Origin of the sequence: Niastella vici (assembly GCF_002077945.1) — a bacterium.
Taxonomy (GTDB): Bacteria; Bacteroidota; Bacteroidia; order Chitinophagales; family Chitinophagaceae; genus Niastella; species Niastella vici.
Genome location: NZ_LVYD01000058.1, coordinates 314,820 through 341,609, shown reverse-complemented (window position 1 = coordinate 341,609; position 26,790 = coordinate 314,820). Strand labels below are relative to the sequence as shown.

Sequence of the window (26,790 nt, the reverse complement as noted above, 5' to 3'; positions counted from 1 at the left end):
CTAAAAAGGAATAATATACCTAAATGGATGGAGCAAGTCAATACATCGTTGCCTCAGCAATTGAGTTACGCACTGTAAAAACTTTGTTTTATGATTTTACCAGACAGAGGTTTTACTGATATGCAGGTTTAGGGGTTGCGGCAAATAGTTTTTAAAGCAGAATAATTAAGAACCCTGCTTCTACACAGTAATGATAAACATAACGTTAGTAAAGTTGATGAAAACAGGAGAAAGCAAAGGAAAGCCTCTACTTCCCAATACAGAATTTGCATTCTTGTGGCTTTCATACATTTAGCTACAAAGAGGTACAATCAATGTACATACCTATGTCATTTTTTCGTTCCTGCTTTACGTTAACACCTGAAGGCAGGAATTAGCTGCACACTTTATATTAAAATGCCTGCAGTTGCCTTAAAATTATTATTGAGTATTACCCGCCAATAGAATCGTATTACTTATAGTTGGGAATATTAGGTTTAGAAGTAGTTTTATTTTAACCTTCAATTATAGCTCATTTACCTGTAATCGTGTTACTTGTAATAGCAACAGCTTTCGGGAGGCAAGGCCTGTTACTCCGTAAAAGTTTGTTTTTAGGTAACGGCGGTAATTTGTTAGTAAGAAGATCAGATTTGTTGCTGCCGATTCTTTGCAATCTTTTATGAAAGGATTGAGGCCTCCTTTTTACACAATTATTTAAGGTATGGCTCCGGGAGAACATGTTACAAACTGCAGATTCAAGCATTTTTGTTTAATTAATAAAATTTTTAGTTATGCATGTTCCAGACATAATCGAAGTTAAAGAACACCTGGAAAATCTTATGAAAAAGGGATTAATAGAAAAATGGGAGTTGCCCTACGAAAACATCCTGACCAGGAGAACCGCCGCTATTTTTTTTATTACACCAGTTGCTGAAGACAAAGAAGAAAGTATCTGGCAGGAACTGGCAAAGTATGAGAATTTTAGTTTTAGAGCAAATAAAGAAAAAATGTTATCAGAACTTCAATACAGGTTGACTTTCAGCGAAGAAAAACAAAAACTATGATTGAACTTGTAGAAAAATTATCAGCCGGTAATCATCCCGTTCAGGCCAACAGACCAGACAAAACGGCAAAGGCTTTAAAAGAACGTATTGATCTTGGATATGTTCATATTCTTTTTAAAGAAACTGGTACTGAGCTGGGCATAAAGCTCAATAAGAATTATTGCGATTTTACCAGGGCCGATTTTGATACGGGTGATGGGATACTTCATATTGAAGGAGGCGTTACTTTAAATTATGAGAAAGTAAAATGCGTTGCAGATATAACGCTTAAGACGATGGAAGGCATCGGGTTTCTTGTTCCTGTAAACAAAGAAGAATATGATGCGCTAATGAATAACAGCAATACAGAAGTATAATATCTGATGAAAAACACATCCCCCATAACACGAATTATTTGAGATTATCTAAAGAAGAATATTCTTTAGCCAGCCCGCAGGCCCGGAGAGCCCCTTAGGGGAAAGTTGTTTCTTTAGTACAACAAATTGATGAATATATGTTAAAAAAAATTGGCATTATCGGCGCAGGTAACATTGGCAGCAGCATGGCAGTGGATTTGCTTCTTAACGGATATCATGTAAAACTGGTAGACGTAACCGATGATGCGCTGATGGCTGCACGTATTAAAATTGACCAGGAATTGAAATTTGCATTGCTCATGCGTGGGCGGTCTAAAGAAAATCCAAACCACGAAAAGTTGCTTGCAGACATAGAAGCTACTACGCAAATGGAAGATACTGAAGATTGTGATCTTATAATAGAAAATGTTTATGAAGACTGGGCTGTTAAGGAAAAAGTATACCGGCGCCTCGATCAGATTTGCCCACCGCATATTTGTTTTGGCGTTAATACTTCCTGTATTTCTGTAACAAAACTGGCGGGTGTTACCAGTAGGCGTGATAAGATCGTCGGTGTGCATTTTATGAATCCTGTAAACCTGATGCCAACAGTAGAAGTAATGCGCGGTATACATACCTCTGATAATACGCTGGATTTAATAATACAATTCCTTGCAACATTAAACAAAGAAGCCATCGTTGTACAGGATTTTCCAGGGTTTGTTTCGAATCGCATATCTCATCTTTTTATCAACGAAGCAGCTTTTGTGTACCAGGATAATGTAGCCTCTGCACGAGACATCGATAAGATATTCAAAAAGTGCTTTTTTCACAAAATGGGCCCTTTGGAAACTGCCGACCTGATAGGGCTCGATACTGTTATGAAATCTATTGATGTCCTTTATGAAAGTTATAAAGATCCTAAGTTCAGGTGTTGCCCGGTAATACGCCGAATGGTTGATGCAGGGCATTTAGGGCGTAAAACAGGGAAAGGATTTTATGACTATAATATAAATCTGCAATAGCATATATTTTATTATTAAGTTATCAAATTATGGAAAAAACAATTTCGTATACTGAAGTCATCAAAGGTTATATTCTCAGGTGCGCCGGCCTTATGGAGCTTGATGAAAATACCGACATTTTCGAAAGCGGTATTGTAAATTCTCTTTTTATTATTCAGCTAATGACGTTTCTGGAAAGAGATTTTAAGATAAAGATCACCATGGAAGATTTGGATATATCAAATTTTAAGTCAGTAAAAACTATCGCGTCTTTTGTTACCCGGAAGGTTAGCCGGGTAAATTGAGGCGATACATATATAAAGCAAGTTTAGAATAAAGTTGTATGATACATTTGCTCAACGACCAACAACTCGAAAGATATAGCACTTTCAAACAATTCGTCGACAAGTATGTATCTCCGTTTGCAGAAGAATGGGAGCACGAACAACGCATCCCGCATAACGTACTGAAGCAATGTGGTAAAGCAGGATTTATTGGAGGTATTCTTCCTCAACAGTATGGCGGTGGCGAATGGGATAACATTACTTTCGGCCTTTTAAATGAAGCTTTTGGAAGAGCCAGTTCTTCATTAACCGGATTGTTTACCGTTCAGGCAATGGTAGCTGTATGCATTTTAAAATGGGGTACATCAGCACAAAAAAATCAGTGGCTGCCCCGGATTTCGGCAGGGGAACAAATCGCTTCATTTGCTTTAACAGAACCGGCAGGGGGCAGTAATATTCAATTTATTGAAACATCCTTTTCGTTACAGGATGATGATATGGTTATAAATGGCCAAAAGAAATGGATCACTTTTTCTGAATATGCTGATATATTCCTGGTGTTCGGAAAATTAAACGGGCAGTTGCCGGTGGCATGTATCGTTGAACGTAATACCCCGGGTATTCACATTGAACCCATAAAAGATATGATGGGCTTCAGGGCATCTCATTTATCCGAAATAACTTTTCAAAATTGCCGGGTACCGCAATGGAATGTGATTGGGCGGCCTGGCTTTGGTTTGTCGTGTGTAGCCAACCTGGGGCTTCATTACGGTAGAATAAGCACTGCCTGGTCTGCTGCCGGTTTAATGCGCGCCTGTGTAGAAGAAAGTATTGCCTATTCCAAAAAACGGATGATAGGAAAAAAATTACTCCACTCATTGGAATCGGTTAAATCAGTAATAGCTGACATGTGCACAAGGCAGGAAGCGGTTAGTTTGCTATGCTGGCAGGCCAGTTACCTCGAAGATAAGCATAGCCCGCAGGCTATTGAAAAAGCTATAATGGCGAAACTGATGGCTTCGGTTGAGGCAGTTCAGGCTTCAGGTAATGCTGTTCAAATGCAGGGCGCAGCAGGTTGCCGGGAAAACACGCGGGTGGCCCGCTGTTACCGCGATTCTAAAATTATGGAAATTATTGAAGGTACAACCCAGGTATGTAAAAATGCGTTAGGCGATACACTTCTGTAAGTATTTATAAATATTATGTTCTGTTAGAAATGAAATCAACTATCATAGAAAGCTTCGAGGAGCAGGTAACAAAAACGCCTCACCAGATTGCTGTCATTTTCAACGACAAATGTCTTACCTACAATATGCTCAATAGCCTGGCAAACCGTCTGGCCTGGATACTTAGAAAAAAGAATGTTAAACCCGATGAGATCATAGGGCTTATGGTTGACAGATCATTGGAAATGATCATTGGCATTTTAGGTATATTGAAAGCCGGCGGCGCTTTTTTACCGCTTTCCGAGCATGATCCGCAGGAGAGAGTAAGCGATTTAATTGCAGATAGCGCTATCAGGCTGGTACTTACAAAAAAACAGTACCAGGCTGCATTCAGTAAGCATTTAGATTGCGTGGTGCTCGATGACGACAACAGTAACTACACCGATTGCCCTGCCGGTAATCCTCCACATGTTAATAATCCGGGTGATCTGGCATATGTTATTTATACTTCGGGTTCTACGGGTAAACCCAAGGGGGTAATGATTGAGCATCATTCTTTATTGAACAGACTGGAGTGGATGCAACAAAAATACCCTATCGGCGAAAACGATACAATACTGCAGAAAACACCTGATACATTCGATGTATCGGTTTGGGAATTATTATGGTGGTCGTTTACGGGAGCGAAAATGTGCTTTTTAATGCCCGGTATGGAAAAGTATCCTATGGTCATCACTGATACAGTGCAGCAACACAGGATCACAATCATACATTTTGTACCTTCTATGTTAAGTATGTTCCTGCATTATGTAAACAATGCAGATTCTGCCGACTGCCTGGTATCATTAAAAAAAGTTTTTTGCAGTGGCGAAGCCCTTAAATCAAATCATGTTGAAGACTTTAAAAATTTATTGGAAAACAAAAACGGAACTACATTAACCAATCTTTACGGCCCTACAGAAGCTACCATTGATGTCACTTATTATGATATCGATACAAACACACCCGACATTATACCGATAGGTAAACCTATACAGGGCATCCAAACCTTTGTAATAAACGATAATATGGTGCACCCCCCGGGCAAAACGGGCGAACTGTGTATTGCCGGTTGCGGTCTTGCCAGAGGATATCTTAACAGGGTTGAATTAACTGCAGAACGTTTCGATACCAATCCGGAAATTATAAATGGAAAATTTTACAAAACCGGCGATTGGGTAAGATTGTTACCCGATGGAAACCTCGAATACATTGAACGGATAGACCAGCAGGTGAAAATACATGGCATACGCATAGAATTAGGAGAAATAGAAGCTATTTTAAATACGTATCCATTAGTAAGGGACTGCATTGTTATAGTTAAGGATTTTGCATACAATATTAAAGTACTGGTTGCATTTTATACGTCGAATGCCGAAATCGACTCCCAGGTATTAAAGCATTTTCTAAGCCTTCGCCTTCCTGAATATATGATTCCTAAAAAAATCGTGTTTTTAACCGCTTTTCCTGTTACCGGAAATGGGAAAGTAAACCGTAAAGAGCTGGCAAGCCTTATTTCATAACAGCATCCTGTATCAAAATCGAACACTTTTTTTTCAAAAACGGTCACCAGCGCAATTTCACAACCACTAAAGCATTAAAAATCAACCCCCTAAGAAAATGGCACATTTATTAAAGTTTTTTTTATAAAAGGGGAACTGCGCAGATGCCGGAAATAAAAATGTTCGAAAATCATTTCCATTAAAATTTATCCCAGGCTGTTTTATGAAAAAAAACTATAAGTCCATTGAAGATTTGATCGTGGATGAAAGTTTTATCGCCTGGTATTTCAAAAAAGATGAAACTCAAATTATAAATTGGAATAAATGGATAGCAGCATGTGAAGGTAATCGTGACCTTGCTAATAAGGCGGCTTCGTTTTTAAATGCAATCCTACTTGAGGAAAGGTTATCCAATGAAGCTAAAATGCGTTCGGAAGAAAATTTGATGCGTAACCTTAAAAAAAAGTAATTTTTGCAAGGCATAAGTGAAATTTATGGTAGAAATTTATACAAGTGAAATACATGGTCCCATGTCTTCTTCCCTATGGGAACACTACTTTAGCTTTTTACCTGAAAGCGAACAAATAAAAAACAAAAGATATCTGCGATGGCAAGACAAGCATGCTCATCTCTTTGGCAAGATTTTACTTCAAAACGCTTTAATTAAATATGGTTTTAGCAATAACATACTCAATAACCTGCGATTCAATGATCATAATAAACCATTTATCGATGATAATATAAACTTCAATATTTCACATTCAGGAAAATATATTGTTTGCGCCATTAGCAGGGAGATAAAACTGGGTGTGGATCTGGAACAAAAAATATCACAGGTTAATCCTGATGATTTTAAAGCAGTTTTTTCACAAGCAGAGTGGGAATTCCTGAAGAACATGGAAGGAAAGATGGATTTGTTTTATAAACTATGGACCAGAAAGGAAAGTGTAATAAAAGCAAACGGAATAGGATTAACCATTCCTCTTTTCAAAGTGGATGTATTAAGTGAAAGCGTAATGGTAGAAGGGCAAACATGGTTTATTTCCGACCTGGACCTGGATTCAAATTACAGCGCCAGCCTGGCCACCAGTTGTAAAGATTGCCCGATATCGTTTACCCCGGTTAATTTTTACACATAGGAGAATTTACATTTAGGTACTCATTTTGTTCACCGCTTCTTTTTTTTAGGTAAATTGGTTTTAAATATTGGCACATAAAATTTTCAACCTTTTCTTATAATCAGATTATGTTTAGAAATTTTCTACGTACGGCCTGGCGGAACCTGTTGAAACACAAAAGTAATACCCTTATCAATATTGCAGGTCTCACTATAGGCATGTCCGTTGCCCTCCTGATAGGCCTCTGGATCTGGAATGAGCTATCCTTCGATCATTACCACGAACGCTATAAACGTATTGCCCAGGCTATGGACGTTCAAACGTTCAACGGCAATACCAGTACCAGCGAAGCAATAGCCATCCCTCTGGCCGACGCCATACGCACCAAGTACGGGGATGATTTCAAACATGTCGTTCTTGCTTTTCCCAATTACACCCACTCACTGGCTGTCGGTGACAGGCGGGTTTCGGCCCCCGGTACCTGGGCAGACCCCGAATTGCCAGAGATGCTCACCTTTAAAATGATCAGCGGTGAGCAAAATGCATTGAAAGATGCATCGTCTGCACTGATCAGCCAATCCCTTGCAACAGCCCTGTTCGGTAAGGAAGAGGCAACGAACAAGACCATTACCATGGACAATTCGGTCGTGCTCAAAGTGGGCGGGGTTTTTGAAGACCTTCCTGAAAACACCACCTTTCACAATACAACGATATTCCTCCCCTGGAACAAGGCACTGACCGTGCTTCCCTGGTTAAAAGAGAATACAACACTATGGGATACACGTTTTTGGAAATTGTTCGTTGAACTGAATGAGGGCGTTGACCTGGATAAAGCCAATGCGAAAATCAGGAATATTGCCAAGCCATTTATTAAAGAAGGCAATGAAGAGATATTCCTGCATCCGATGAGCAAGTGGCACCTGTATAATGATTTTCGGGAAGGCAAGGCTTACGGAGGCCGGCTTAAACTGGTATGGCTGTTTGCCATAATTGGTGTTTTTATATTGGTGCTTGCCTGCATTAACTTCATGAACCTGACCACCGCCCGCAGTAGCATTAGAGCCAAAGAGGTGGGGATCCGTAAAGCCATCGGTTCTACGCGTTGGCAGTTAATGGGACAATTTTTCGGCGAAGCCATACTGGTAAGCGTTATAGCATTCATAATAGCCATCGGAGTCGCACAACTGTCCTTATCATTTTTCAATGAAATATCCCATAAACAGGTGTCGATCCCTTATGCAAGCCCTGTTTTCTGGGGATTGACCCTGCTGGTATCCCTTGTTACAGGACTCTTCGCCGGTAGCTACCCCTCTTTTTACCTGTCAGCTTTCCAACCAATTAAAGTGTTAAAAGGCGGCTTTGCAGCCGGCCCCAGCTCTGCACTGCCCCGGAAAATATTGTTAGTGATACAGTTTACAGTATCCATCGTGCTGATGATCGGGACTATTATCGTTTACCGTCAAATACAGTATGCCAAGGAGAGACCGATAGGCTATCAACGCGATGGGCTCCTCACCATAGTTATGAACACGCCTGAACTTAACAGCGCTCCTTACAACAGGCTGCGTGACGAATTGATACAGACGGGCGTGGTGTCAGATATAGCTGAATCCTCATTCACCACTACTGAAACCATTAGGCTCGACAACGATTATTCGTGGAAAGGGAAAGACCCCAATGTGACAGCGCTCATCGGTACCGTAGGCGCAACACACGATTATGGCAAGACCATTGGGTGGCACTTAAAGGAAGGAAGGGATTTTTCAAGGGATTATCCGTCTGACTCTACTATGATCATTATCAATGAAGCAACAGCCAGGCTCACCGGCATGCAACACCCTGTTGGAGAATCGATACGCTTCGGTGGCAGAGATCATATGATCATAGGCGTGGTGAAAGATATGATCACGCAATCACCCTATACCCACCCGGAGTCGACAATTTTTTACATGACCTATAAAGAGAACAATATTCTTTTTATAAAGCTTCGGCCAACAGGTTCCCTGCAAAATGCGATCGCCCGGATAGAGCCCGTGTTCAAACGGTTCAATCCAGGCGCATTTGAATATCAGTTTGTAGATGAGGAGTATGCGCGGAAGTTCGATAATGAAGTACAGATCGGCAAGCTGGCCATGGTATTCACCGTACTGGCGATCTTTATTTCCTGCCTGGGATTGTTCGGTCTGGCATCCTTCACGGCGGAACAGCGAAGAAAGGAAATCGGCGTTCGTAAGGTGTTGGGAGCGTCTGTATACAATCTATGGGGAATGTTGCTGAAAGATTTTGTTTTGCTGATAATACTTTCACTGTTGATTGCCTCGCCCCTTGTATATCTCTTCATGTATAAATGGCTGCAGAATTATGAGTACCGTACCAATATATCCTTGTGGATCTTTCTCGCCACCGGTGTTGGCACCCTGGCTATAACTATAGCGACAGTAAGCTACCAATCAATAAAGGCGGCAACGGCTAATCCGAAGGAGAGTTTAAAAGACCAATGAGTAGCCGGCAGGGATGTTGGCAAAGAAGAAGGCCCATTTATCAGCCTGTTCTTTTATAAGTTGCTCCGTTGATCTTCCTGATCCGTGTCCGGCATTCTTTTCAATGCGAACGAACACGGGCGCAGCACCTAACTGGCATTCCTGCAATTGTGCAGTGAATTTAAAGGAATGTGCAGGCGCTACCCGGTCGTCATGATCTGCAGTCATGATCAGTGCGGCCGGATACGCAGCAGGTTTCAACGAATGATAGGGTGAATATTTCAACAGGCATTCAAACATTTCTTTCGAATCGTCGGCTGTACCATACTCTTTCGTCCATGCCACACCTGCCGGGAATTTATGATACCGCAACATATCCATAACGCCACAAGCCGGAAAGACAACCTTGCATATGTCGGGCCGCTGAGCCATTACTGCGCCTGCTAACAGACCGCCATTCGAGGTGCCGGCTATCGCCATATAAGCTGCAGAAGTATATTTATTATTTATCAGATACTCAGCTGCGGCAATAAAATCATCAAACACAGTTTGCTTATTCATACGCATACCCGCCTCATGCCAGTTTCTCCCATATTCTCCCCCGCCCCGTATATTCGGCACCGCATAAACTCCGTCCTGCTCAAGCAAAATAATATTCGAAACATCGAACTCCGGCAACATATTAGTGCCAAAGCCGCCATAGCCATATAAGAGAGCCGGGTTCCTGCCGTTCATTACCAGGCCTTTCCGGTAAATAACCGTCATGGGTATTCTGCAGCCATCACAGGAAGTATAAAACACCTGTTTGGATTCATATCTCTTTTCATCGAACCTGACTTGTGAAAATTTGTATAGCGACGATTCACCCGTAACCACATCGTAAGCAAAAATTACAGGTGCACAGGTATACGAGGAGAAAGTATAATACGTTTTGTTGTCGATGGCTTTTGACCAGAACCCCGATACAGTACCGCCTTTAGGAAAGGCAACTTCCCGTACAAAGCTGCCATCAGGCCGGTATTGCAATACTTTCGAGACGGCATTTTCGAGATAGTGAGCAAACAACATACCACCGCTGACGGATACCTGCAGTACGCACTCAGCTTCCGGCAAAAATACACGCCACCGGCCGGGAGAAGGATCGGCGGCTTCAGCGGTTACAATTGTAAAATTCGGAGCGTTTATATTAGTATGAAGATACAGCAGGCTGCCATCGTTGTGTACTATGCTGGTGCGGCTGTTCAGGTGGTCAACAACGCATACGATATCGCTGTCAGGTTCTTTCAGGTTCTGAATATACAGGTCATTGCCCGTAGCAGACATAGCAGTGCCGATGACCAGGAAGGATTCGTCTGCCGTCAGATACGCGTTTATGAAACGCCGGTTGCCATCGCGCCCCTCGAATACAAGTTCATCCTCTTTTTGAAGCGTTCCCAGCCGGTGGTAATAAAGCCGGGCATTCAATGGTGTGCCGGAGGAAGCACCTTCCGCGCCTGCTTCGCCATAACAGGTATAATAAAATCCCTGGTTGCCCCGCCAGGCCATTCTAGAGAATTTCACTTTGGTGAGAACATCTGCAAGGATTTGCCGGTCAGAAGACCTGATCACAAAAACTTTTTGCCAATCGGAGCCTGCCTCCGACAGTTGAAAAGCTGCCAGGCTGCCATCGCCTGAAAACTCGATCGCCGTCAGGGAAACAATTCCATCATCCGAAAGGTCGTTGGGATCGAAAAAGATCTCGGGTTCCCTCCCGCCTGTTTGCCGGTATAGCACCGATTGAGCCTCGTGGCCGTTGTTTCTGTAGAAATACAGGTAAGCGCCGGCTGTGAAAGGCACACTATAACGCTCATAATTCCATAAGGTCTCTAACCGCCGGTTAATAGCTTCCCGAAAAGGGATGCGATCAAGATAATCGCGGGTGAACCTGTTCTGCTCTTCGGCCCATTGGCAGGTTTCAGGAGAATCCATATCCTCTAACCAGTTATAAGGATCAGCCACTTCCCTTCCATGGTAAATGTGTACGTCACCGGTTTTTCTGGTCTCTGGGTACAACGGTGTCATTCCATCCATTATTGACATGGTAATTGCAATAAGTGTAATGAGTAATAATATTTATTTCTCCGCTATGGTTTCGAACCTGTAATATGCGAAACAGTAAAAGAGGAAAGCGAGCACAAAATATGACGGGTATAAATAGATCAGCGTGTTCTTGATGATAAAAGAATACTGTATACTAAATAGCAGCAGTATCCTCAGCAGGAACCCTTTCATGGTAAAATCGGCGAGGTAAGTAATACTGGCCATCATTAAAGTAAGGCTGTACCCTAATAAGGCAAAATTGAGCGCATCTGCATAATGGAGATGCACAGGGGTAAGCAAGGCTGCTGTTATGAATTCAGGGATCAGCAGAATAAAATACACCAATGCAAAATACCCCCATCTTCTTTTCATCGAAACAGGCAGCCCCCGGTAGAACGACAGATTGCTTTCTTCAAATGCTCTTATCCGGTGAATAATGATGGCATTGGTAAGGATGCCGAAAACAAAGAACATGCAGGGAAAGGCCACGTCATATTCCGACAACGTATTATTCCGGGCAATGCCATACAGTAAACCACAGGTGATGATCTTGATACCCAGCCAGATCACCTTTTGCCGGGCAGCGACAAACCGCACCAGGATCCGGGGATAGGCAGGCAGCAAGCCGGCCGATATATCTATTCCTTTCCAGGCGAAAGAGGGAACCTTATTCAACGGGTTCAAAGAGAAAAGGTAGTAAAACACCGGTACAATACATAACAGGCATATGTATACTGCTACATATATGAGAGAGGTGTAAAAATGATGATATAAGCCGATCCCAAAGATGACCGTCAGGTAAATAAGTATGGGTAAAAGCAGACAGACCTGAATGAGCAGCAACAAAAAAAACCGCTGTACTACCCCCAGGCTATTGAAAATAGAAAGAAAGGCCAATTCCGGTTTTTTAAACCAGCTATGCACAAAGGCGGCCACCTTCCGTACATAGAGCAACCAGCAAAAAAACACAATCAGTAAGAAGCTGGTGCTGTTTAGCAAAGCGGTTACGAGCTTGATCTGCATTTCGTAGATGCCTTCACCGTCGAGATGCCCAACCCCCAGGAGGAAAAACATATAGACAAGAAAAATGACCGTAGCATTTTCTTTGTAAAAAGGCTTTACCAGCGACTGAAAAAGGATATTGATTCTATTGAACATTCGAATAGGTGATTGTTCGGTTGCCAACAAAAAGTTCCTTTCCCACTTCGGCAGACAGGAGCGCCGCATCCTGGTGCGAACTGATCAAAAACGTCGTCTTGTGCGTTTCATGATGTTCGATGATTAGTTTGTTTACAATGAGAAAGGCATCAGGATCAAGCGTGATCAGTGGTTCATCAAGGATGATCAGGGGAGGAAAGCCGCAAAAAGCGAGCGCCAGTGACAGCTTCTTTATCATTCCGGCCGAATAGGTGCCAACAGGATCATTAATGTATCCTGATAGGCGTAGCTTTTCCAGTAATTCATTACGCACATCCACCGTCATCTTTCTGATACCACCATACAATGATAAAAGGTCCTTCCCTGTTACGAACGATGGGTAAAGCGGCTCTGCCTCGGCCCAGCCAACCATCTGCCGATAGGCAAACGGTTGGCGTTTCAGGCTTATATTATTGAACACAATATCACCCTCAAAAGGCAACATGCCCGCGATCATTTTCAGTAACGTTGTTTTGCCCGAGCCGTTAGGCCCTTTTATCCAGAAAATGCCCTTATCCAATTCTAAAGATGTTGAATCAATTACCAGATTCCTATTGTAATATTTCCTGACATTTTCCAATCTTAGCATATGCCTGAAAGATACAACTTCTTAAAGTAATTTTAACCACCGTTGTCTTGTAGTAAATGTAAAGTTCTGTCTATGATCGCTGTTGATTCCGACAGCTCGTTTTCCGACGGTTGGGCGACTTCCGCCTCCCCTGCTGTCACTATATATTCGGCCAGAGAATATATGTTGGGATATTTAAATAACATAGGCAACGAGATATTCATCGGAAAGGCCCGGTTGATCAGTTCCATCAACCTGGCAGCCTTGAGGGAATTGCCGCCGATCTCGAAGAAATTATCGCGGATACCTACCATTTCCCGCCCAAGTACCTGCTTCCAGATAGCGGCAAGCTGTTCCTCTGTCGGGTTCCGGGGGGCTTCATACACCACTTCCCTGTCCAGTGACCGGCCGGCTGCATGGCGTAGCTGTTTTCTGTCGACTTTCCCATTGGGCGAAATCGGGAAATCCTGTACCTGCACAAAACGCATGGGGATCATATAAGCAGGTAACAACCCGTTTAAATGCTCCACCAGCATTGATGCATCCAGTTCCATGTCGCCCGCAACATATGCTACCAGCTGCAGATCGCCGCTTTCATCCGTCTCCGCTGCCACCACGGCCAACTCCACCTCACGGTGCCTGCACAGTGCCGCTTCGATTTCGCCCGGCTCAATGCGGTAGCCCCTGATCTTTACCTGATCATCTTTGCGGCCCAGGAATTCCAGATCTCCATCTGGCAGCCACCGGCCTAAATCACCGGTACGGTATATACGCTCGCCGGTACGATAAGGGTCTTCGATGAATTTTTCTTCTGTAAGCCGGGATTGATTCAGGTAACCCATACCAACACCCGCGCCGCCTACACAGATCTCCCCCGCAACGCCCGCAGGCTCCAGACGGCGTTCATTTCCAAAAATGTAAATTCTCATGTTGTCAATAGGCTTTCCTATAAGGATGCGCTGACCTTCTTCTAATGGCATTACCATACACCCCACTGTTGTTTCCGTTGGCCCATATTCGTTGTAGATCTTCATCGACGGATTCAGCTTTTTAAGCGCAGCGACATGCCTGGCTGTCATCTCCTCTCCACCCACAATGGCGCATTTAATGGAAGAAGCCGTTAGACTCAACTTACTCAGCAGGTCAATATGCGACGGCGTAAGTTTTATACAGTTGGCAGAAAAAGCGCCTTCAACATACTGGCGCAATATATCGACGATCGCCTCCCGTTGAGGGAAAATACCGAGCCTGCCTCCGCTGGTGAGTGTACAAAAGATGCTGGTGATCGTTAGATCGAAAGAAAGCGAGGTGAAAAGACCGAAATCAGGGACCATCTCCGCCCCGAAATAATAGCCATTCGCCCATTGAATATAATTTGAAAAACTGTGATTGCTGATACTGCAGCCCTTTGGATCACCCGTTGATCCGGAAGTGTAAATAAGATACGCAGCAGCATCACCCGCGATCAGCCTATCCTGGATGGAAGCAGCATCCTCTGCAAGCCAGGGTTCCTTGTCTATGGCAAATGCAACTCCGTCGAAATAGTCCAGGTCCCAAAGATGATCCGACTCGGTGATCAGCAGGTCAAGCCGGGCATCCTTCATGATATAACGCTTTCGTGACTGCGGATAGTCAGGGTCTATTGGCACATAAGCGCAACCCGACTTCAGGATCGCCAACAATGCAATGATGGTATTTGAACACCGGTCGGCCATTACACCAATGCGATTGCCTGGCTGTATAGAAAAATTCCGTTGCAGATAAGCTGCCAGCCTGCTGACCCTATCGTTTAGCTCCCTGTAGGTTAGCGTTTCCTCCTGGTATACTATGGCAGTACGGTCAGGTGTGCGCATGGCCTGACTTTCGAACAGGGCTATCACCGGGGTATATGCCTGCACTTCTCTGGACGCCAATTCTCCCGGCACCCGGTTGAAAGTATACAAAAGCGTATCAATATCTCCGGTAGTCAACATCTTCAGCCGGTTAACAGGCATGGCAGGGTCCTGAACCACGGCGGCAAACAAATTGTCGAAATGCCCGCACAGTTGTTTGATCATTGCCGTCCCGAACAGATCCGTGTTGTATTCCACCGCAAGCACCAACCCATCACTGTCTCCCGTAAAAGAAAAAGTGAGATCGAATTTGCTGATCGTCTTGGTCATATTCGTATAAGGACGTATTTCCAATCCTTCAATGCTCTTTTCCCATGCATCATTTCCGGGCTCCGTGTAATCGATCATTACATCGAACAAAGGGTTCCGGCCGGGATCACGTTGCAACCCCAGTTCATCGACCAGTTGATCGAAAGGATATCGCTGATGTGTATATGCTTTTAGCGTAGCCTCTTTCACAATGGACAGCAGTTCCCTGAAACTGTCGGTTTGGCGAAACCGGTTGCGCAAAGGAAGCACATTTGCATAATACCCAATCTGCTCTTCCAGCTCCGTATCTTCCCGGCCAGCAATAGAGCTGCCGGTGGTAATGTCTGTTTGGTTAGTATACCGGTGAAGCAATACATTAACGATGGCAACTAATCCCATGAATAATGTACTCCCTTCTTCCTGGCACAGGCTGCCGAATTGGGCTACCTTCTCCGGGTTCAGCGAATGCCGGCTCGTCATGCCATTATATGTTTTCACCTGGGGACGTGGTTTATCGCCCAGTTGCAACACCGGCACGCTATCTGAAAAAAGATCGATCCAGTATTTCCGGTGGTCGGCCAGTATATTTTCTTCCATCTGCTCCTGCTGCCAGGCTGCATAGTCCTTGTATTGAATGCGTAAGGGAGCCAGCGCTGCCTTCTCCCCGGCAGCTGCCGCACGATAAAAGACCAGCATCTCCCTGAACAGCAATTCCATTGACCAGCCATCGCAAATAATATGATGCAGCGTACAGCAACAAACATGCTCATCATTTGCCATCCGGAAGATGGTGACTCTTAATAAAGGTCCGGCTGACAGATCAAAGGGCCGGGCAAGATCCATATCAACCTTATCCCTGACATATTGTGTTTTATCCTGCTGTAACGTGGCGTCCTCTATGAACAGCTTAAAGCCTGCCATAGCCGCCGGTAAAATTATCTGGCGTACCTCTCCCGCTGCATTTTCCCGGAAGACAGTGCGCAATATCTCATGTCTTTCAATCAGCAGACGAAATGCATTTTCCAGAGCGCCCACGTCGAGACGTCCCTTGAATACCATCGCCCCATGCATGTTATAGGCAGCATTGCTTTCCACCAGCCGGCTTACTATCCAAAGCCGGCGTTGAGAAGATGACAGGGCATAGTCTGGCTGTGCGGTCAAAGAAGGAATCGTACCGGAATGGCGTTGTATGTTCTTCAGGTATTCGATAAGAGCAGGCTTGTTATCCTTTATCTCCTGCATTATGTCGTCAGGAAGCTTATCTCCAATGAATTTAATTTTCAAATTGCCGTCCTGGACAGAAATTTTAATTCCCTGTGTCTTTAATTTTTTCAACAGCTGCTCCATACGTTGATTTTATACGTTAGTAATGATCTTAAATAATGATTTCATTGGTAGTTTCCAGGTCCGAATTGAACCAGGCCGCCCTATCGATCCTTTCTGCTACCGCCCGGATGGTGGGATTGAAAAAGAATTCCTGCAGCGCCAGCCCCTTGCCGAACTGCCGCTCGGACCTACGAATAAAAGACATCCCTTTCAGCGAAGTGCCGCCTATCTCGAAGAAATTATCGTTCAGCCCAATGGGCGTAATACCAAGTATTTGTTCCGCTATGGCCACCAATTGTTTTTCAGTGTCGGTTACAGCCGGCGCATACGGAGTTGAGAGCTTGCCCCTGTCTAAATGGCCCATGCCGGAATGCGGCAGTTTCCCGCTTTCGTTTGCAGCGGATGCAGATGTTTGTGGGTTTGCTGAAGCCGGCAACGGCTCGTTTAATGAAATATCTGTTTCTGCGGGAAACTCAATTTTTTCGAAGGAATAAGTGGGCAGGGATACCCTTCGGCCCGTCTCATGCCGGGCGTATTCCATCCAGTCGACGTTCACGCCAAGGGCCCATAATTTACCTATACATTCAGTGAAATATTCTTCCCGTTGCTGCATTTCTGTTGGAATGAGTTGCAGCGTTTGTTCGGCAACAGTTATGGAAGGCGCCTCCGGACCATCTTGTGTTCCGGTGGCAACCGGGATTCCTTCCGTTATGACCTTTTCCATGGCCGCCTGAAAACTATATCTCCCTTCAACGCAGGCCGTTACCAATTCTCCTACACCGCCGGTGGAAATATGGGAAGGTTTTATTCCCAATGCCAATAAGGTGCGCACCATTGAATAGCTGGTCAGTAATAACAGCGGCCCTGCATATTTCATTTCACCGAGACGGGCATCGGCGTTACCGGTATCGCCTGTTGGCATATCCGGGTAAAGAATAGTCCTGAAATCTTCGCCTGTTATGCGCTCGATCATGGTAAATCCTTCTTCCATTACCTCTCTGAACGGACGTTCATACAGGTATAACTCTTTGCAAATATTTGCGTACAGATAATTCCGATCTGGCAATAGTAAGCTCACACCGGGGTCTGATTCATTTAATTCATAGACCGGTAAATCCTCTTCTCCATTCTTTAGCGTGTTAATCAGGTCATCATTATTTCTGCACACAAAAAAGGCCCGGTGCCGGAAATGCTCCCTTCCGGTTTGAAAGGTGAAGGCCATATCAGCCAGACTGGCCGGTGGTTCTTTTTGCAGAAATCTATTCAGATCTTTTACATAGTTCAGCAGCGAACTTTTTGTCTTCGCCGATAAAGGCAATAACTGGTATGGCCGACCGGTGTTCATGGCTGTGGAGAGGCTCGCCGCACCTGCCTGTGGTGCTTCTTCAAGTATGAGGTGTGCATTGGTACCACCCATGCCAAAGGAGCTCACGCCTGCCCTAAGTGGACGTTCTGCGTGTGGTTGTAATTCAAGCAATGATGTATTGACATAAAATGGTCCTCCTGCAAAATTGATTTCGGGGTTGGCTTGCCGGAAATGAAGACTGGCCGGCAACTGTCTATGTTTCAGGCTCAGCACAGCCTTGATAAGGCCAGCGACACCGGCGGCGGCATCAAGGTGACCGATGTTCGTTTTTACGGAACCAATGGCACAGGGTTGCGTTCCTCCGCTGAATGCCTTGTTCAACGCGGCAATTTCAACAGGGTCGCCCAACCTCGTAGCCGTTCCATGGGCTTCTACGAAGCTGATCTCTTCCGAACGGATGCCCGCCAGCTTTATGGCCCCGAGAATACATTCAGCCTGCCCTTCCACACTGGGAGCCGTAAAACCAACCCTCTGCCGGCCATCATTGTTTACAAAAGAGGATCTTATTACACCATAGATATGATCTCTGTCCTTAATGGCATCGGCCAGTCTCTTCAATACAATCACTCCTACGCCTTCACCAGACACAGTGCCGCTTGCTGCCGCATCAAAACTCCTGCAGTGCCCATCGTTCGACCGGATCATACCCTCCTTATAAAAATATCCTTTTCGCCTGGCGCTTTTCAACGACACGCCACCTGCCAGCGCCATATTACATTCCCGGGTCAACAGGCTTCTGCATGCTGTATCAATCGCGACCAGCGACGTTGAACAAGCCGTGTCCACAAAGAACACTGGCCCGCACAGATTCAATTTATAAGACACCAATGTACACAGGTAATTAGCCGACGCAAGCATGCCCAGGTACAACGGGTCGATGGTTGCATTTTCCATCTGTTGATACACATTCATCTTCCAGAGATCACTACCCGAAGCCCCGGCAAACAATCCAATCTTTCTATGCTGTGTCATACCTGCATATCCGGCATCTTCCAATGCCTTCCAGCAATGTTCATGAAAAACCCTGATCTGCGGGTCCATCAACGAAGCTTCCTCCGCCGTGTAGCCGAAAAAACGGTTATCAAAATATTCTTTTCCGCCCACGCTGCCCATACTTTTTACATACGCCACATCCTGCAGATGCGCTTCGGGCACACCCGACAGTATGAGTTCTTTATCCGAATAGTGTGTGATCAGTTCTTTTCCTTCCTTCAGGTGCTGCCAGTACTCTCGGTAATCGTTGCTTTGCGGGAACCGACCTGACAAGCCGATGATGGCAATTTCCAATCCATTATATCCATTATCCGGTGACATATTATCCTTAGTTTTTTCAATTAAAAAAATACAGGCTTAACTAAATTTGGCCAGATCAGCCAGCAATGCCTCCCTGTCAAGGTCATCCACGGCCGGCCGGTCCGTCGTTCCTGCCAGGTGGCCGGCCAACGACAAAATAGTAGGATACTGGAACACCAGGGTTACGTCTATCTGCCGACGGAGGGCAGTGCTCGCTAATCTTGCCGCCTCGATGATCTTCATTGAATTTCCACCGAGATCGAAAAAATTATCCCTGACCCCCAATTTCTCCAGTCCCAACACGCTTTGCCACACAGCTGCCAACCGACGTTCTATTTCATTTCGGGGAGCCTCATAGGCAATACCCGTCCCGACCGGTTGCCCATTCAACCTGAGGAGCTTTCGCTTATCTGTTTTACCGTTCAATGTGAGGGGAAGTTCATCCACTTTTATATACCTGGCCGGTACCATAAAGGTGGGAAGGCTTTCGTTTATATATGCCGATAGCTGTGTTGCAGTTAAATCAGGTGCATCTGCCTGCTGATCGATTACCATATAGGCCACCAGTTCATTCTCCCCGGCGGAATCCTGAACCGTCAGTACCGCAGCTGCAGACACAGCAGGATGCCGCATCAGCGCATTTTCGATCTCTCCAGGTTCTACCCGGTGTCCGCGGATCTTTACCTGCTCGTCTATTCGGCCCAGGTATTCCACCTCGCCCGATGCCAGCAGCTTTACTTTATCGCCAGAACGATACAGGCGACCGCCGCTGCCGGGTGCAAAAGGGTCTTCTATAAAACGCTGCCGGGTAAGCGCTTCTTTGTTAAGATATCCCCGGCCTACGCCGGCGCCCCCAATGTACAGCTCACCCGCAACACCCACAGGTGCTAACCCCATCCATTCATCGAGCACATAACAACTGAATGAGGGCATTGGATAGCCAATGCTGCTGCTGTTGGCGATTATCTCTTTTTCTCCCACTGTCTTATACGTCGCAAAAACAGTGGTTTCCGTGATGCCATACATATTGATAAGCTTCGGCGATGGGTTCTTTTCCCACCAACGCTGTAGCCTGGCCGGGTGTAAAGCCTCCCCGGCGAGCATGATATACCGTAGTGAAGACAATACGTCGGAGTGTTCAAGGTCCTCATCTATAAGTCTGTAAAAAGATGAAGGGGTCTGGTTCAATATCGTCGCACCTTCTTTGCGGATCAATTCGCGGTATGCTTTTGGATCTTTTGCTGTTGCAGAAGGAACAATGACCAGCCTGCCTCCATATAACAATGCCCCGTACATCTCCCATACAGACACATCGAAACAATAGGTATGGAACATTGTCCACACATCCTCTTCAGAAAAAGAGAATAAGGGCTCGCCGTTAACAAGCAGACTAACTACGTTGCGGTGCTCTAACTGGCTTCCTTTGGGATTACCCGTGGTGCCCGAAGTATAAATGATATAAGCCAAATGAGCGGGTATATTTACAGGCGGCAGATCATTCTTTTCATACTCATCTTCCGCTTTTTTAAATTTTTCCATTTCCTTTTCATCGAGAAGGATGCTGCAACCGCTGTCGGATAACATGTACCCGATGCGGTCCTCAGGATATTCGACATCGATAGGAAGATAGGCTCCTCCTGATTTCAGCACACCAAGGATCGCAACGATCATCCATTCACTGCGTTCAAGGCAAATGCCTACAATGTCTTCAGCCTTCACCTGATAGTTCTTACGCAGGTAGTCGCCCAGCCTGTTCGCTTTCTCATTCAATTCCCTGTAGTTTAGTGTGCGACCCAGAAAACTTACGGCGATCGCATCGGGCGACCGGGCTGCCTGCTCTTCGAACAATTCTATGATCGTTTTATGCTTCCTGCGCTCAGGTATCTCTGAATGCGCGGCCGCCAGGATCCATTGCTGCTGATCGTCATTCAATATATTGTGCAAGCCTACTGCCTTTTCAGGTTCATCGGTAATAGCGCCAAACAGGGCGAGAAAATGGTTCAACAGGCGATCGGCTGCCTCACGCGAGAAAATATCGCTGTTGTATTCCAGGTTCAGGCATATTTGTCCATCCTTCTCCCGAAAGATAAAGGTGAGGTCAAACTTGCTGACAACATGTTCACCGCTTTCATATTCCTGCACGTTGAAAGGAAGGGCATCAGATAGCGCCTTGTCCTTAAATTCTTCATAGTTCTGTAGAATGACCATCACATCGAACAATGGATTACGGCTTGCATCGCGTCTCAGCGAAAGATCATCTACCAGCCGGTCGAAAGGGTAACGCTGATGTGCATATGCCTCGAGCGTGTTCAATTGCACCTTTTTCAGCAAGGCCCTGAAGGTATCTGTGCCGTTGCATTGGTTACGTAACGCCAGGGTATTCACATAAAATCCGATCTGTGATTCCAGGTCAGTGTGGTCGCGGCCCGCTACCGGAGTTCCGACCACAAGATCCTGCTGCCCCGTACAACGGTATAACAACAAATGTACAACGGACAGTAAACCCATGAACAGCGTCGCCCTTTCTTCCCCGCATAGCCGCACCAGCGTAGCTGTTCCTGAAGTCCCCAGTATCTTGCGGATCATTCCGCCGTTGTAGGTTTTCACGGCAGGACGCACCTGGTCTGCGGGCAATTCGATCACCGGAACCCCATCAGACAGGCGGTCAATCCAGTATTTCCGGTTGGCCGCAGCCGTTCCCTCTTCCAACAGTCTATGCTGCCAGTTTGCATAATCCTTATACTGAATGGGCAGTAAAGGCAAAGAAGGCTCTATCCCGTTCATGCCGGCATGATACAATTGCAGCACCTCTTTTATCATGATCCCTTTGGACCATCCGTCTGTGACAATGTGATGCATAGAACAGCAAAGCAACCATTCGTCATCTTCCATATGGTAGATACAAGCCCGCAGCAACGGCCCGTGCGAAAGATCAAAAGGCCTGGCAAGCCACTGTTGTATCTGCTGCCGCACATAATTTTCTTTATCGTTCAGCTTACGTACATCTTCCCGGGAAATGCTAAAGGCAGTTGACAACACGGGCAGGATCACCTGCCGTACTTCGCCGTCATCTCCTTCACGGAACACTGTTCGCAATATCTCATGCCTTTCGATCAGACTGCCAAAAGCCCGCCCGAGAACATGAATGTCCACCTGTCCTTTCAACGTGAAAATACCGGGCACATGGTAGGCCGCACATCCTGCAGCCGACTGGGAAAGGATCCACATACGACGTTGCGCAGAAGATAAAGGATAATCAGTCTGCTCCGGAACGCGGGGGATATGAGCAGCGCCTGCAGTTCTTTTCAGATAATCTACCAGTTGCGGCCTCACAGAGCGCACTTCTGCCAGGATCCCCTCGTCTATATGGCCTGTTATTGAGTAAAGCCGGAGATCTTCTCCGTTCAGCCTGACCTGGATATTCAATTCCTTAAGCCGCCGTATAAGCGAACGAATATTCTGCATATCAAAATTTTAACACATGCTTACATAAATCTTTCTTTCACCCTTAAAAGGCATTCTGCCATGAGCAGTCAATACATTGTCGAGGATCGCAATATCCCCTTTATGCCATTTCAGTTTAAAAGCCTGACTTTCCTGGATCTCCGTGATCTTCTTCAGATCTTCTTCGGAGATCTCTTCCCCATTGCCATAATAGGCATAATGGGGATACCGGCATTTTTTCTGTGAGAACAGTAATTGAAGCCCTTTGTACTCTTCTTCCGGTAAACTGGAAGGATGGAACTGGTTAGCCTGGTTGAACCATACTTCCTCGCCGGTGAGCGGATGCCGGACCACACCAGGACCCATCTGCGCCAGATATAGCGCATCCTTCTCCCACCGGAACTCAATATCGTTTTCACGGCAATAGTTCTCTATACTGTCCCTGTCTGACGTTTCAAATGTGCTGACCCAGCTTTTACCGATTGCGGCGTTGCCATTCATAAACCGGGTATACCTGACGCCAAATTCCCGAAACTTATTTACCAGTGAAGCATCCAGCCGTTGCAGTAATTTCCTTCCATCAGCGAGAGTGGTTTCCCCGCCTTCCACAGCAGGAATATGGCAATAGAACAAAATGTAAGCGGGCCATTTACTGGAATAGGACAATTCATTATGCAGGGTTATCCTGTACTCTTTCGGGTATTCAGTAGAGGTATAGATGCCTGCCGACAATTTGGTTCTCGGGGAATTGCCATCTCTGTATGAAAAATTTGAAAGACCGGCAAACCGGTCCCTTACGCTTTGAAAGTCTTCATTACGTTGTATGTCGAAACCCCGTAAGAGCAGCCCACCTTGTATATGGAGTAATTCTTTCAGCAGGTCGCGTTTGTCATCCATATAAGTCAGCAAGCTATCGAGCCCCGCCGGAGCACCTTTCCCGGGCGTGATCAATGTCAGCGACATGTCGCCCTGGGTTATTCCCTGTATTTGTATTTCGTTTGACATAGTTGACAATTTTATACCGTTACCGGTGTGAGTAGCTGACCTCCGCCGATGTCTTTACCATTGTCGGCGGAGTGTTTCAACCATAAAAGATTCTCTATTTCTGCAGCAAGCGCCGCGATAGTAGGTTCTGCGAAAAAAACATCCGGATCTATGCGAACATTGAACGTGTCATGTATCCTGACCATAACCTTGATTGCTCTGAGGCTGTGCCCCCCCAGTTGAAAAAAATCACTATTGATCCCTATATTCTCCATTCCTGTTTGCAGCACTTCACTCCAAATGTTTACCAGTTTGCGTTCGATCTCACTGGCAGGGGTATCTGCAATTATTCCGTTACGATCATCGGTCTCATCCGGTGCAGGCAGAGCATGCCTGTCGATCTTTCCATTGGCCGTTAAGGGAAATTCATTAAGGATGACAAAAAAGGCCGGGCACATATAAGCCGGCAGCAGGCGGCTTACTGCTTCCTGTAGCTTTGGTACATCGGGATGAGGGCACAACCCTTCTCCTTCATTATGCTTAACATAGGCCACAAGCATGAGGTGGCCTTCTTTATTTTCCCGCGCTGCCACCAGGGCGGCCCCTACTCCGGGTTGCTGTATCAGTATGTGCTCGATTTCACCCGGCTCTATACGATAACCGTTGATCTTTAGTTGTGTGTCTTTGCGGCCAATAAATTCCAACGTTCCATCAGGCAACCACCGGCCCAGGTCACCAGTGAGATAAATACGTTCGTTCTCCCGGAAGGGATCGGGTACAAATCTTTCCGATGTCAGCTGCTGCTGATGAAGATATCCGCGTGCCACCCCTTCTCCACCTATGCAGATCTCCCCGACAAGTCCACGGGGAACAAGGTGCCGGTGCTGATCAAGCAGGTAAACCCAATTGTTGCCGAAAGGCTTCCCCAGCGGCACCGTGCGCGAACTATCTGTCACCTGCACGTGATGTATTAACTTTCCAATTGTGGTCTCCGTTGGGCCATAATGGTTGAATACCTGCAGTTCCCGCCGATCCCCCGGTATAGCGTTAATCACATCCCAGGTAAGCCGTTCACCTCCAAAGAGGAGACATTTTTTGGGAAGAAAAGCATTCTTTTTTGTTTGAAGGGCTTTCCAATGTGAAGGCACGATCTTGATACAATCCACCGTTTGATATATTCCGCCGGCAGCCTCCATTATCCCCGTCACAGGAAACAGGACCAGCGTTCCGCCTAACAACAGGGACGTATAAATGACCGTGTTGCCAAGATCTGCGGCAATGGTTGAAAAAAGCCCGAACGTTTTGCAATGCCGTATATTCGTTTCAGCCAGGATGCCCTTGTGATAGTCTAACAACGCCCGGTGTTCGATCATAACCCCCTTGGGCCTACCCGTTGAGCCGGACGTATAGATCACATACGCCAGATCTCCTGGCTTATTCACCGGTTGAAGATTTTCGCGGGTATAAGTTTCACTCTCCTTTTCTAAATTTTCCAGCAACTGATCATCCACAACCAGTTTGCAACGGCTGTCCTCAAGCATATACGCTATTCTTTCCTGCGGATCGGCAGGGTCGATGGGCAAATACGCCGCTCCCGACTTCATGACACCGAATAATGCAATGAACAGGTTTACGTTCCTATTCAACATAATGGCTACGGGGTCGCCTGGAGTAACCTGGTATTTTTTCCGGAGGTAATCAGCCAATTGGTTCGCCCGGCCATTCAGTTCGGCATAGGTGAGCTGTCCTTCTTCAGCCACTACGGCAATTGCATGCGGCGACATTTCCGCCTGCTGTTCGAATAATTGTAAAATAGTACCGTCACCACTTGCGCTTGCCCCGCCTGCGCCCAGATCATATAATAATTCATGTCGCTCGGCCCGTGATAGTAAATCCAATTGACTCAACTCTTTTTCGGGATCTACTGTAACCGAAATGATCGCGCGACTTAGCCGCACAACCATATCTGAAATGGTTTGCTCTTCAAAAATGTCACTGTTGTATTGGATCTCCATCTGAATACCCTCATCCACGGGCAGAAAAGCGAACAACAGGTCAAACCTGCTAATGCCGCTGTCCACACTATTATACTCGCTTACGCTGAACCCCTGAGCCTCATCTACCGGCAAACGCCTGTCGTGCACCACCACCCACACATCGAACAGCGGGTTGCGACTCATGTCTCTTTTCAATGAAAGCTCTTCTACCAGCCGGTCAAAAGGATAATCCTGGTGTTCATCGGCCCCCATCACCGTATCTTTTACGAGGCCCATCAACTGCCTGAAATTATCTGTTGCATAAAACCGGTTACGCAGGGCCAGCGTATTGACGTAGAAGCCTATCTGATCCTGCAGGTCCACATGCCTGCGGCCGGCAATGGGACTGCCTATAGTAATATCGCTTTGGCCGGTATACTTGTGTAACAGCATATTCACTACGGAAAGCAACCCCACAAACAGTGTACAGTTTTCCTGCCTGCACAACTTTACAAATGCATCTGTGTCTTCGCGGCTTAAGGTACGCCGCATCGTTGCACCACGATGGCTTCTGACGGCCGGATGAGGCCGGTCAGTTGGTAAGGTCAGGGACGTCAGTTCTCCGCTGAAACGGTTCAACCAGTATTCCCGGTCACTGTCGAACGTTACATCCTTCAACTGTTGCTGCTGCCAGGCTGCATATTCTTTGTATTGTACCCGTAATGGCGGCAACGGGTTGCCAGCGCCTGTTTTCCCGGAATGATACAATGCCAGTAACTCACGGGTAAGCAAATCGAGCGACCATCCATCGCTGACAATATGGTGCATGGTGCAACAAAAGATCCATTCATCTTTTTGTACCTGGTAAATGGCTGCTCGTACGGGCATGTCGGAGGTGAGATCAAATGGAAGGGAAAAATTTTCCGCTACCCGTCCCCGGACATAATTTTCTTTATCACTGAAATGCTGTACGTCTTCATATAAAAGTTTAAATCCTTCGACCGGCGGCGGTAAAACCCGTTGTCTTACATCCCCATCAGCAGTCTCCCGGAAGATGGTCCTTAGGATCTCATGCCTTTTCACCAGTTCGTCAAAAGCATAGTTCAGCGCCGTGACATCTACATCGCCCTTGAAGACATACGCTCCCTGCACATGATAAGCCAGGCTCGCTTCCTTTCTCCTGCTAACCATCCATAGCCGCTGTTGCGCTGAAGACAAGGCATAATCGGCCTGTTCTGGTAATAATTCGATTGGCTGATGCCCGTTACGGGCATTCATAAGGAATTGCAGGATTGATTTCTTATTGTCACTGATCAGCTGTCGCTCGGCTGCTGAAAGTTCATTTACATTTCCCCTGAGTATCACATTTGTTGCCGATGCATCGGCATAAATCCGGATTCCTTTTTTTCGGCAATTTGAAAGGATAGTTATAATATTTTCCATTA

At 45.9% G+C, this 26,790-nt stretch carries 17 protein-coding genes; 9 read left to right on the top strand and 8 right to left on the bottom strand.

Annotated features, from left to right (window positions below; genetic code table 11):
- Nucleotides 1-770 precede the first annotated feature (770 nt).
- The 9 genes from A3860_RS25475 to A3860_RS25435 all read left to right on the top strand — a co-directional run bounded on the left by A3860_RS25475 (nucleotide 771) and on the right by A3860_RS25435 (nucleotide 8,992).
- Nucleotides 771-1,043 carry a hypothetical protein gene (locus A3860_RS25475; protein WP_081151417.1) on the top strand — a complete coding sequence of 91 codons (273 nt, stop codon included), beginning with the start codon at nucleotides 771-773 and terminating at the stop codon, nucleotides 1,041-1,043.
- A complete protein-coding gene (locus tag A3860_RS25470) occupies nucleotides 1,040-1,399 on the top strand; it encodes a hypothetical protein (RefSeq protein WP_081151415.1) in 360 nt (119 codons plus the stop codon). The genes A3860_RS25475 and A3860_RS25470 overlap by 4 nt, the downstream gene beginning before the upstream one ends.
- 137 nt (nucleotides 1,400-1,536) lie before the next feature.
- Complete coding sequence (locus tag A3860_RS25465; RefSeq protein WP_081151414.1) at nucleotides 1,537-2,403, top strand: 3-hydroxyacyl-CoA dehydrogenase family protein; 867 nt, start codon at nucleotides 1,537-1,539, stop codon at nucleotides 2,401-2,403.
- A 29-nt stretch (nucleotides 2,404-2,432) separates the two neighbouring features.
- On the top strand, nucleotides 2,433-2,687 hold the full coding sequence (locus tag A3860_RS25460; protein ID WP_143774255.1) for an acyl carrier protein: 255 nt from the start codon (nucleotides 2,433-2,435) through the stop codon (nucleotides 2,685-2,687).
- A 38-nt stretch (nucleotides 2,688-2,725) separates the two neighbouring features.
- On the top strand, nucleotides 2,726-3,853 hold the full coding sequence (locus A3860_RS25455) for an acyl-CoA dehydrogenase family protein (RefSeq protein WP_081151409.1): 1,128 nt from the start codon (nucleotides 2,726-2,728) through the stop codon (nucleotides 3,851-3,853).
- A 29-nt stretch (nucleotides 3,854-3,882) separates the two neighbouring features.
- Nucleotides 3,883-5,394 carry a non-ribosomal peptide synthetase gene (locus A3860_RS25450; protein WP_081151406.1) on the top strand — a complete coding sequence of 504 codons (1,512 nt, stop codon included), beginning with the start codon at nucleotides 3,883-3,885 and terminating at the stop codon, nucleotides 5,392-5,394.
- Between the two features lie 202 nt (nucleotides 5,395-5,596).
- A complete protein-coding gene (locus A3860_RS25445) occupies nucleotides 5,597-5,842 on the top strand; it encodes a hypothetical protein (RefSeq protein ID WP_081151403.1) in 246 nt (81 codons plus the stop codon).
- A 61-nt stretch (nucleotides 5,843-5,903) separates the two neighbouring features.
- Nucleotides 5,904-6,512 (top strand): 4'-phosphopantetheinyl transferase family protein, encoded by a 609-nt coding sequence (locus A3860_RS25440; protein WP_158085352.1) that lies wholly within the window; start codon nucleotides 5,904-5,906, stop codon nucleotides 6,510-6,512.
- A 107-nt stretch (nucleotides 6,513-6,619) separates the two neighbouring features.
- Nucleotides 6,620-8,992, top strand: a complete 2,373-nt coding sequence (locus A3860_RS25435) for an ABC transporter permease (RefSeq protein ID WP_081151397.1) — start codon at nucleotides 6,620-6,622, stop codon at nucleotides 8,990-8,992.
- On the opposite strand, the gene A3860_RS25430 is transcribed toward A3860_RS25435, so the two are convergent.
- Genes A3860_RS25430 through A3860_RS25395 form a run of 8 tightly spaced genes read right to left on the bottom strand, consistent with a single transcriptional unit; the run spans nucleotide 8,978 to nucleotide 26,788 of the window.
- Nucleotides 8,978-11,032, bottom strand: a complete 2,055-nt coding sequence (locus A3860_RS25430) for a prolyl oligopeptidase family serine peptidase (RefSeq protein ID WP_081151394.1) — start codon at nucleotides 11,030-11,032, stop codon at nucleotides 8,978-8,980. The two genes, A3860_RS25435 and A3860_RS25430, sit on opposite strands and share 15 nt — an antisense overlap.
- A 51-nt stretch (nucleotides 11,033-11,083) precedes the next feature.
- Nucleotides 11,084-12,208 (bottom strand): hypothetical protein, encoded by a 1,125-nt coding sequence (locus tag A3860_RS25425; RefSeq protein ID WP_081151391.1) that lies wholly within the window; start codon nucleotides 12,206-12,208, stop codon nucleotides 11,084-11,086.
- The gene (locus tag A3860_RS25420) at nucleotides 12,198-12,836 is read right to left on the bottom strand and encodes an ABC transporter ATP-binding protein (protein WP_081151388.1); all 639 of its coding nucleotides are present in this window, start codon (nucleotides 12,834-12,836) and stop codon (nucleotides 12,198-12,200) included. Before A3860_RS25420 ends, A3860_RS25425 begins: the two co-directional genes overlap by 11 nt.
- Nucleotides 12,837-12,868: 32 nt before the next feature.
- On the bottom strand, nucleotides 12,869-16,303 hold the full coding sequence (locus tag A3860_RS25415; RefSeq protein ID WP_081151385.1) for a non-ribosomal peptide synthetase: 3,435 nt from the start codon (nucleotides 16,301-16,303) through the stop codon (nucleotides 12,869-12,871).
- A 28-nt stretch (nucleotides 16,304-16,331) separates the two neighbouring features.
- Nucleotides 16,332-18,962, bottom strand: a complete 2,631-nt coding sequence (locus A3860_RS25410) for a type I polyketide synthase (protein WP_081151378.1) — start codon at nucleotides 18,960-18,962, stop codon at nucleotides 16,332-16,334.
- Nucleotides 18,963-18,998: 36 nt separating this feature from the next.
- The gene (locus A3860_RS25405) at nucleotides 18,999-22,406 is read right to left on the bottom strand and encodes a non-ribosomal peptide synthetase (protein WP_081151375.1); all 3,408 of its coding nucleotides are present in this window, start codon (nucleotides 22,404-22,406) and stop codon (nucleotides 18,999-19,001) included.
- 9 nt (nucleotides 22,407-22,415) lie between these two features.
- Nucleotides 22,416-23,390 (bottom strand): TauD/TfdA family dioxygenase, encoded by a 975-nt coding sequence (locus A3860_RS25400; RefSeq protein WP_081151372.1) that lies wholly within the window; start codon nucleotides 23,388-23,390, stop codon nucleotides 22,416-22,418.
- Between the two features lie 11 nt (nucleotides 23,391-23,401).
- The gene (locus A3860_RS25395) at nucleotides 23,402-26,788 is read right to left on the bottom strand and encodes a non-ribosomal peptide synthetase (protein WP_081151370.1); all 3,387 of its coding nucleotides are present in this window, start codon (nucleotides 26,786-26,788) and stop codon (nucleotides 23,402-23,404) included.
- Between the last annotated feature and the right edge of the window lie 2 nt (nucleotides 26,789-26,790).

Bases quoted from the DNA above. Each gene is read 5' to 3' on its own strand.
- A3860_RS25475 (WP_081151417.1), top strand. From the start codon at position 771: ATGCATGTTCCAGACATAATCGAAGTTAAAGAACACCTGGAAAATCTT.
- A3860_RS25470 (WP_081151415.1), top strand. From the start codon at position 1,040: ATGATTGAACTTGTAGAAAAATTATCAGCCGGTAATCATCCCGTTCAG.
- A3860_RS25465 (WP_081151414.1), top strand. From the start codon at position 1,537: ATGTTAAAAAAAATTGGCATTATCGGCGCAGGTAACATTGGCAGCAGC.
- A3860_RS25460 (WP_143774255.1), top strand. From the start codon at position 2,433: ATGGAAAAAACAATTTCGTATACTGAAGTCATCAAAGGTTATATTCTC.
- A3860_RS25455 (WP_081151409.1), top strand. From the start codon at position 2,726: ATGATACATTTGCTCAACGACCAACAACTCGAAAGATATAGCACTTTC.
- A3860_RS25450 (WP_081151406.1), top strand. From the start codon at position 3,883: ATGAAATCAACTATCATAGAAAGCTTCGAGGAGCAGGTAACAAAAACG.
- A3860_RS25445 (WP_081151403.1), top strand. From the start codon at position 5,597: ATGAAAAAAAACTATAAGTCCATTGAAGATTTGATCGTGGATGAAAGT.
- A3860_RS25440 (WP_158085352.1), top strand. From the start codon at position 5,904: ATGTCTTCTTCCCTATGGGAACACTACTTTAGCTTTTTACCTGAAAGC.
- A3860_RS25435 (WP_081151397.1), top strand. From the start codon at position 6,620: ATGTTTAGAAATTTTCTACGTACGGCCTGGCGGAACCTGTTGAAACAC.
- A3860_RS25430 (WP_081151394.1), bottom strand. From the start codon at position 11,032: ATGACACCGTTGTACCCAGAGACCAGAAAAACCGGTGACGTACACATT.
- A3860_RS25425 (WP_081151391.1), bottom strand. From the start codon at position 12,208: ATGTTCAATAGAATCAATATCCTTTTTCAGTCGCTGGTAAAGCCTTTT.
- A3860_RS25420 (WP_081151388.1), bottom strand. From the start codon at position 12,836: ATGCTAAGATTGGAAAATGTCAGGAAATATTACAATAGGAATCTGGTA.
- A3860_RS25415 (WP_081151385.1), bottom strand. From the start codon at position 16,303: ATGGAGCAGCTGTTGAAAAAATTAAAGACACAGGGAATTAAAATTTCT.
- A3860_RS25410 (WP_081151378.1), bottom strand. From the start codon at position 18,962: ATGTCACCGGATAATGGATATAATGGATTGGAAATTGCCATCATCGGC.
- A3860_RS25405 (WP_081151375.1), bottom strand. From the start codon at position 22,406: ATGCAGAATATTCGTTCGCTTATACGGCGGCTTAAGGAATTGAATATC.
- A3860_RS25400 (WP_081151372.1), bottom strand. From the start codon at position 23,390: ATGTCAAACGAAATACAAATACAGGGAATAACCCAGGGCGACATGTCG.
- A3860_RS25395 (WP_081151370.1), bottom strand. From the start codon at position 26,788: ATGGAAAATATTATAACTATCCTTTCAAATTGCCGAAAAAAAGGAATC.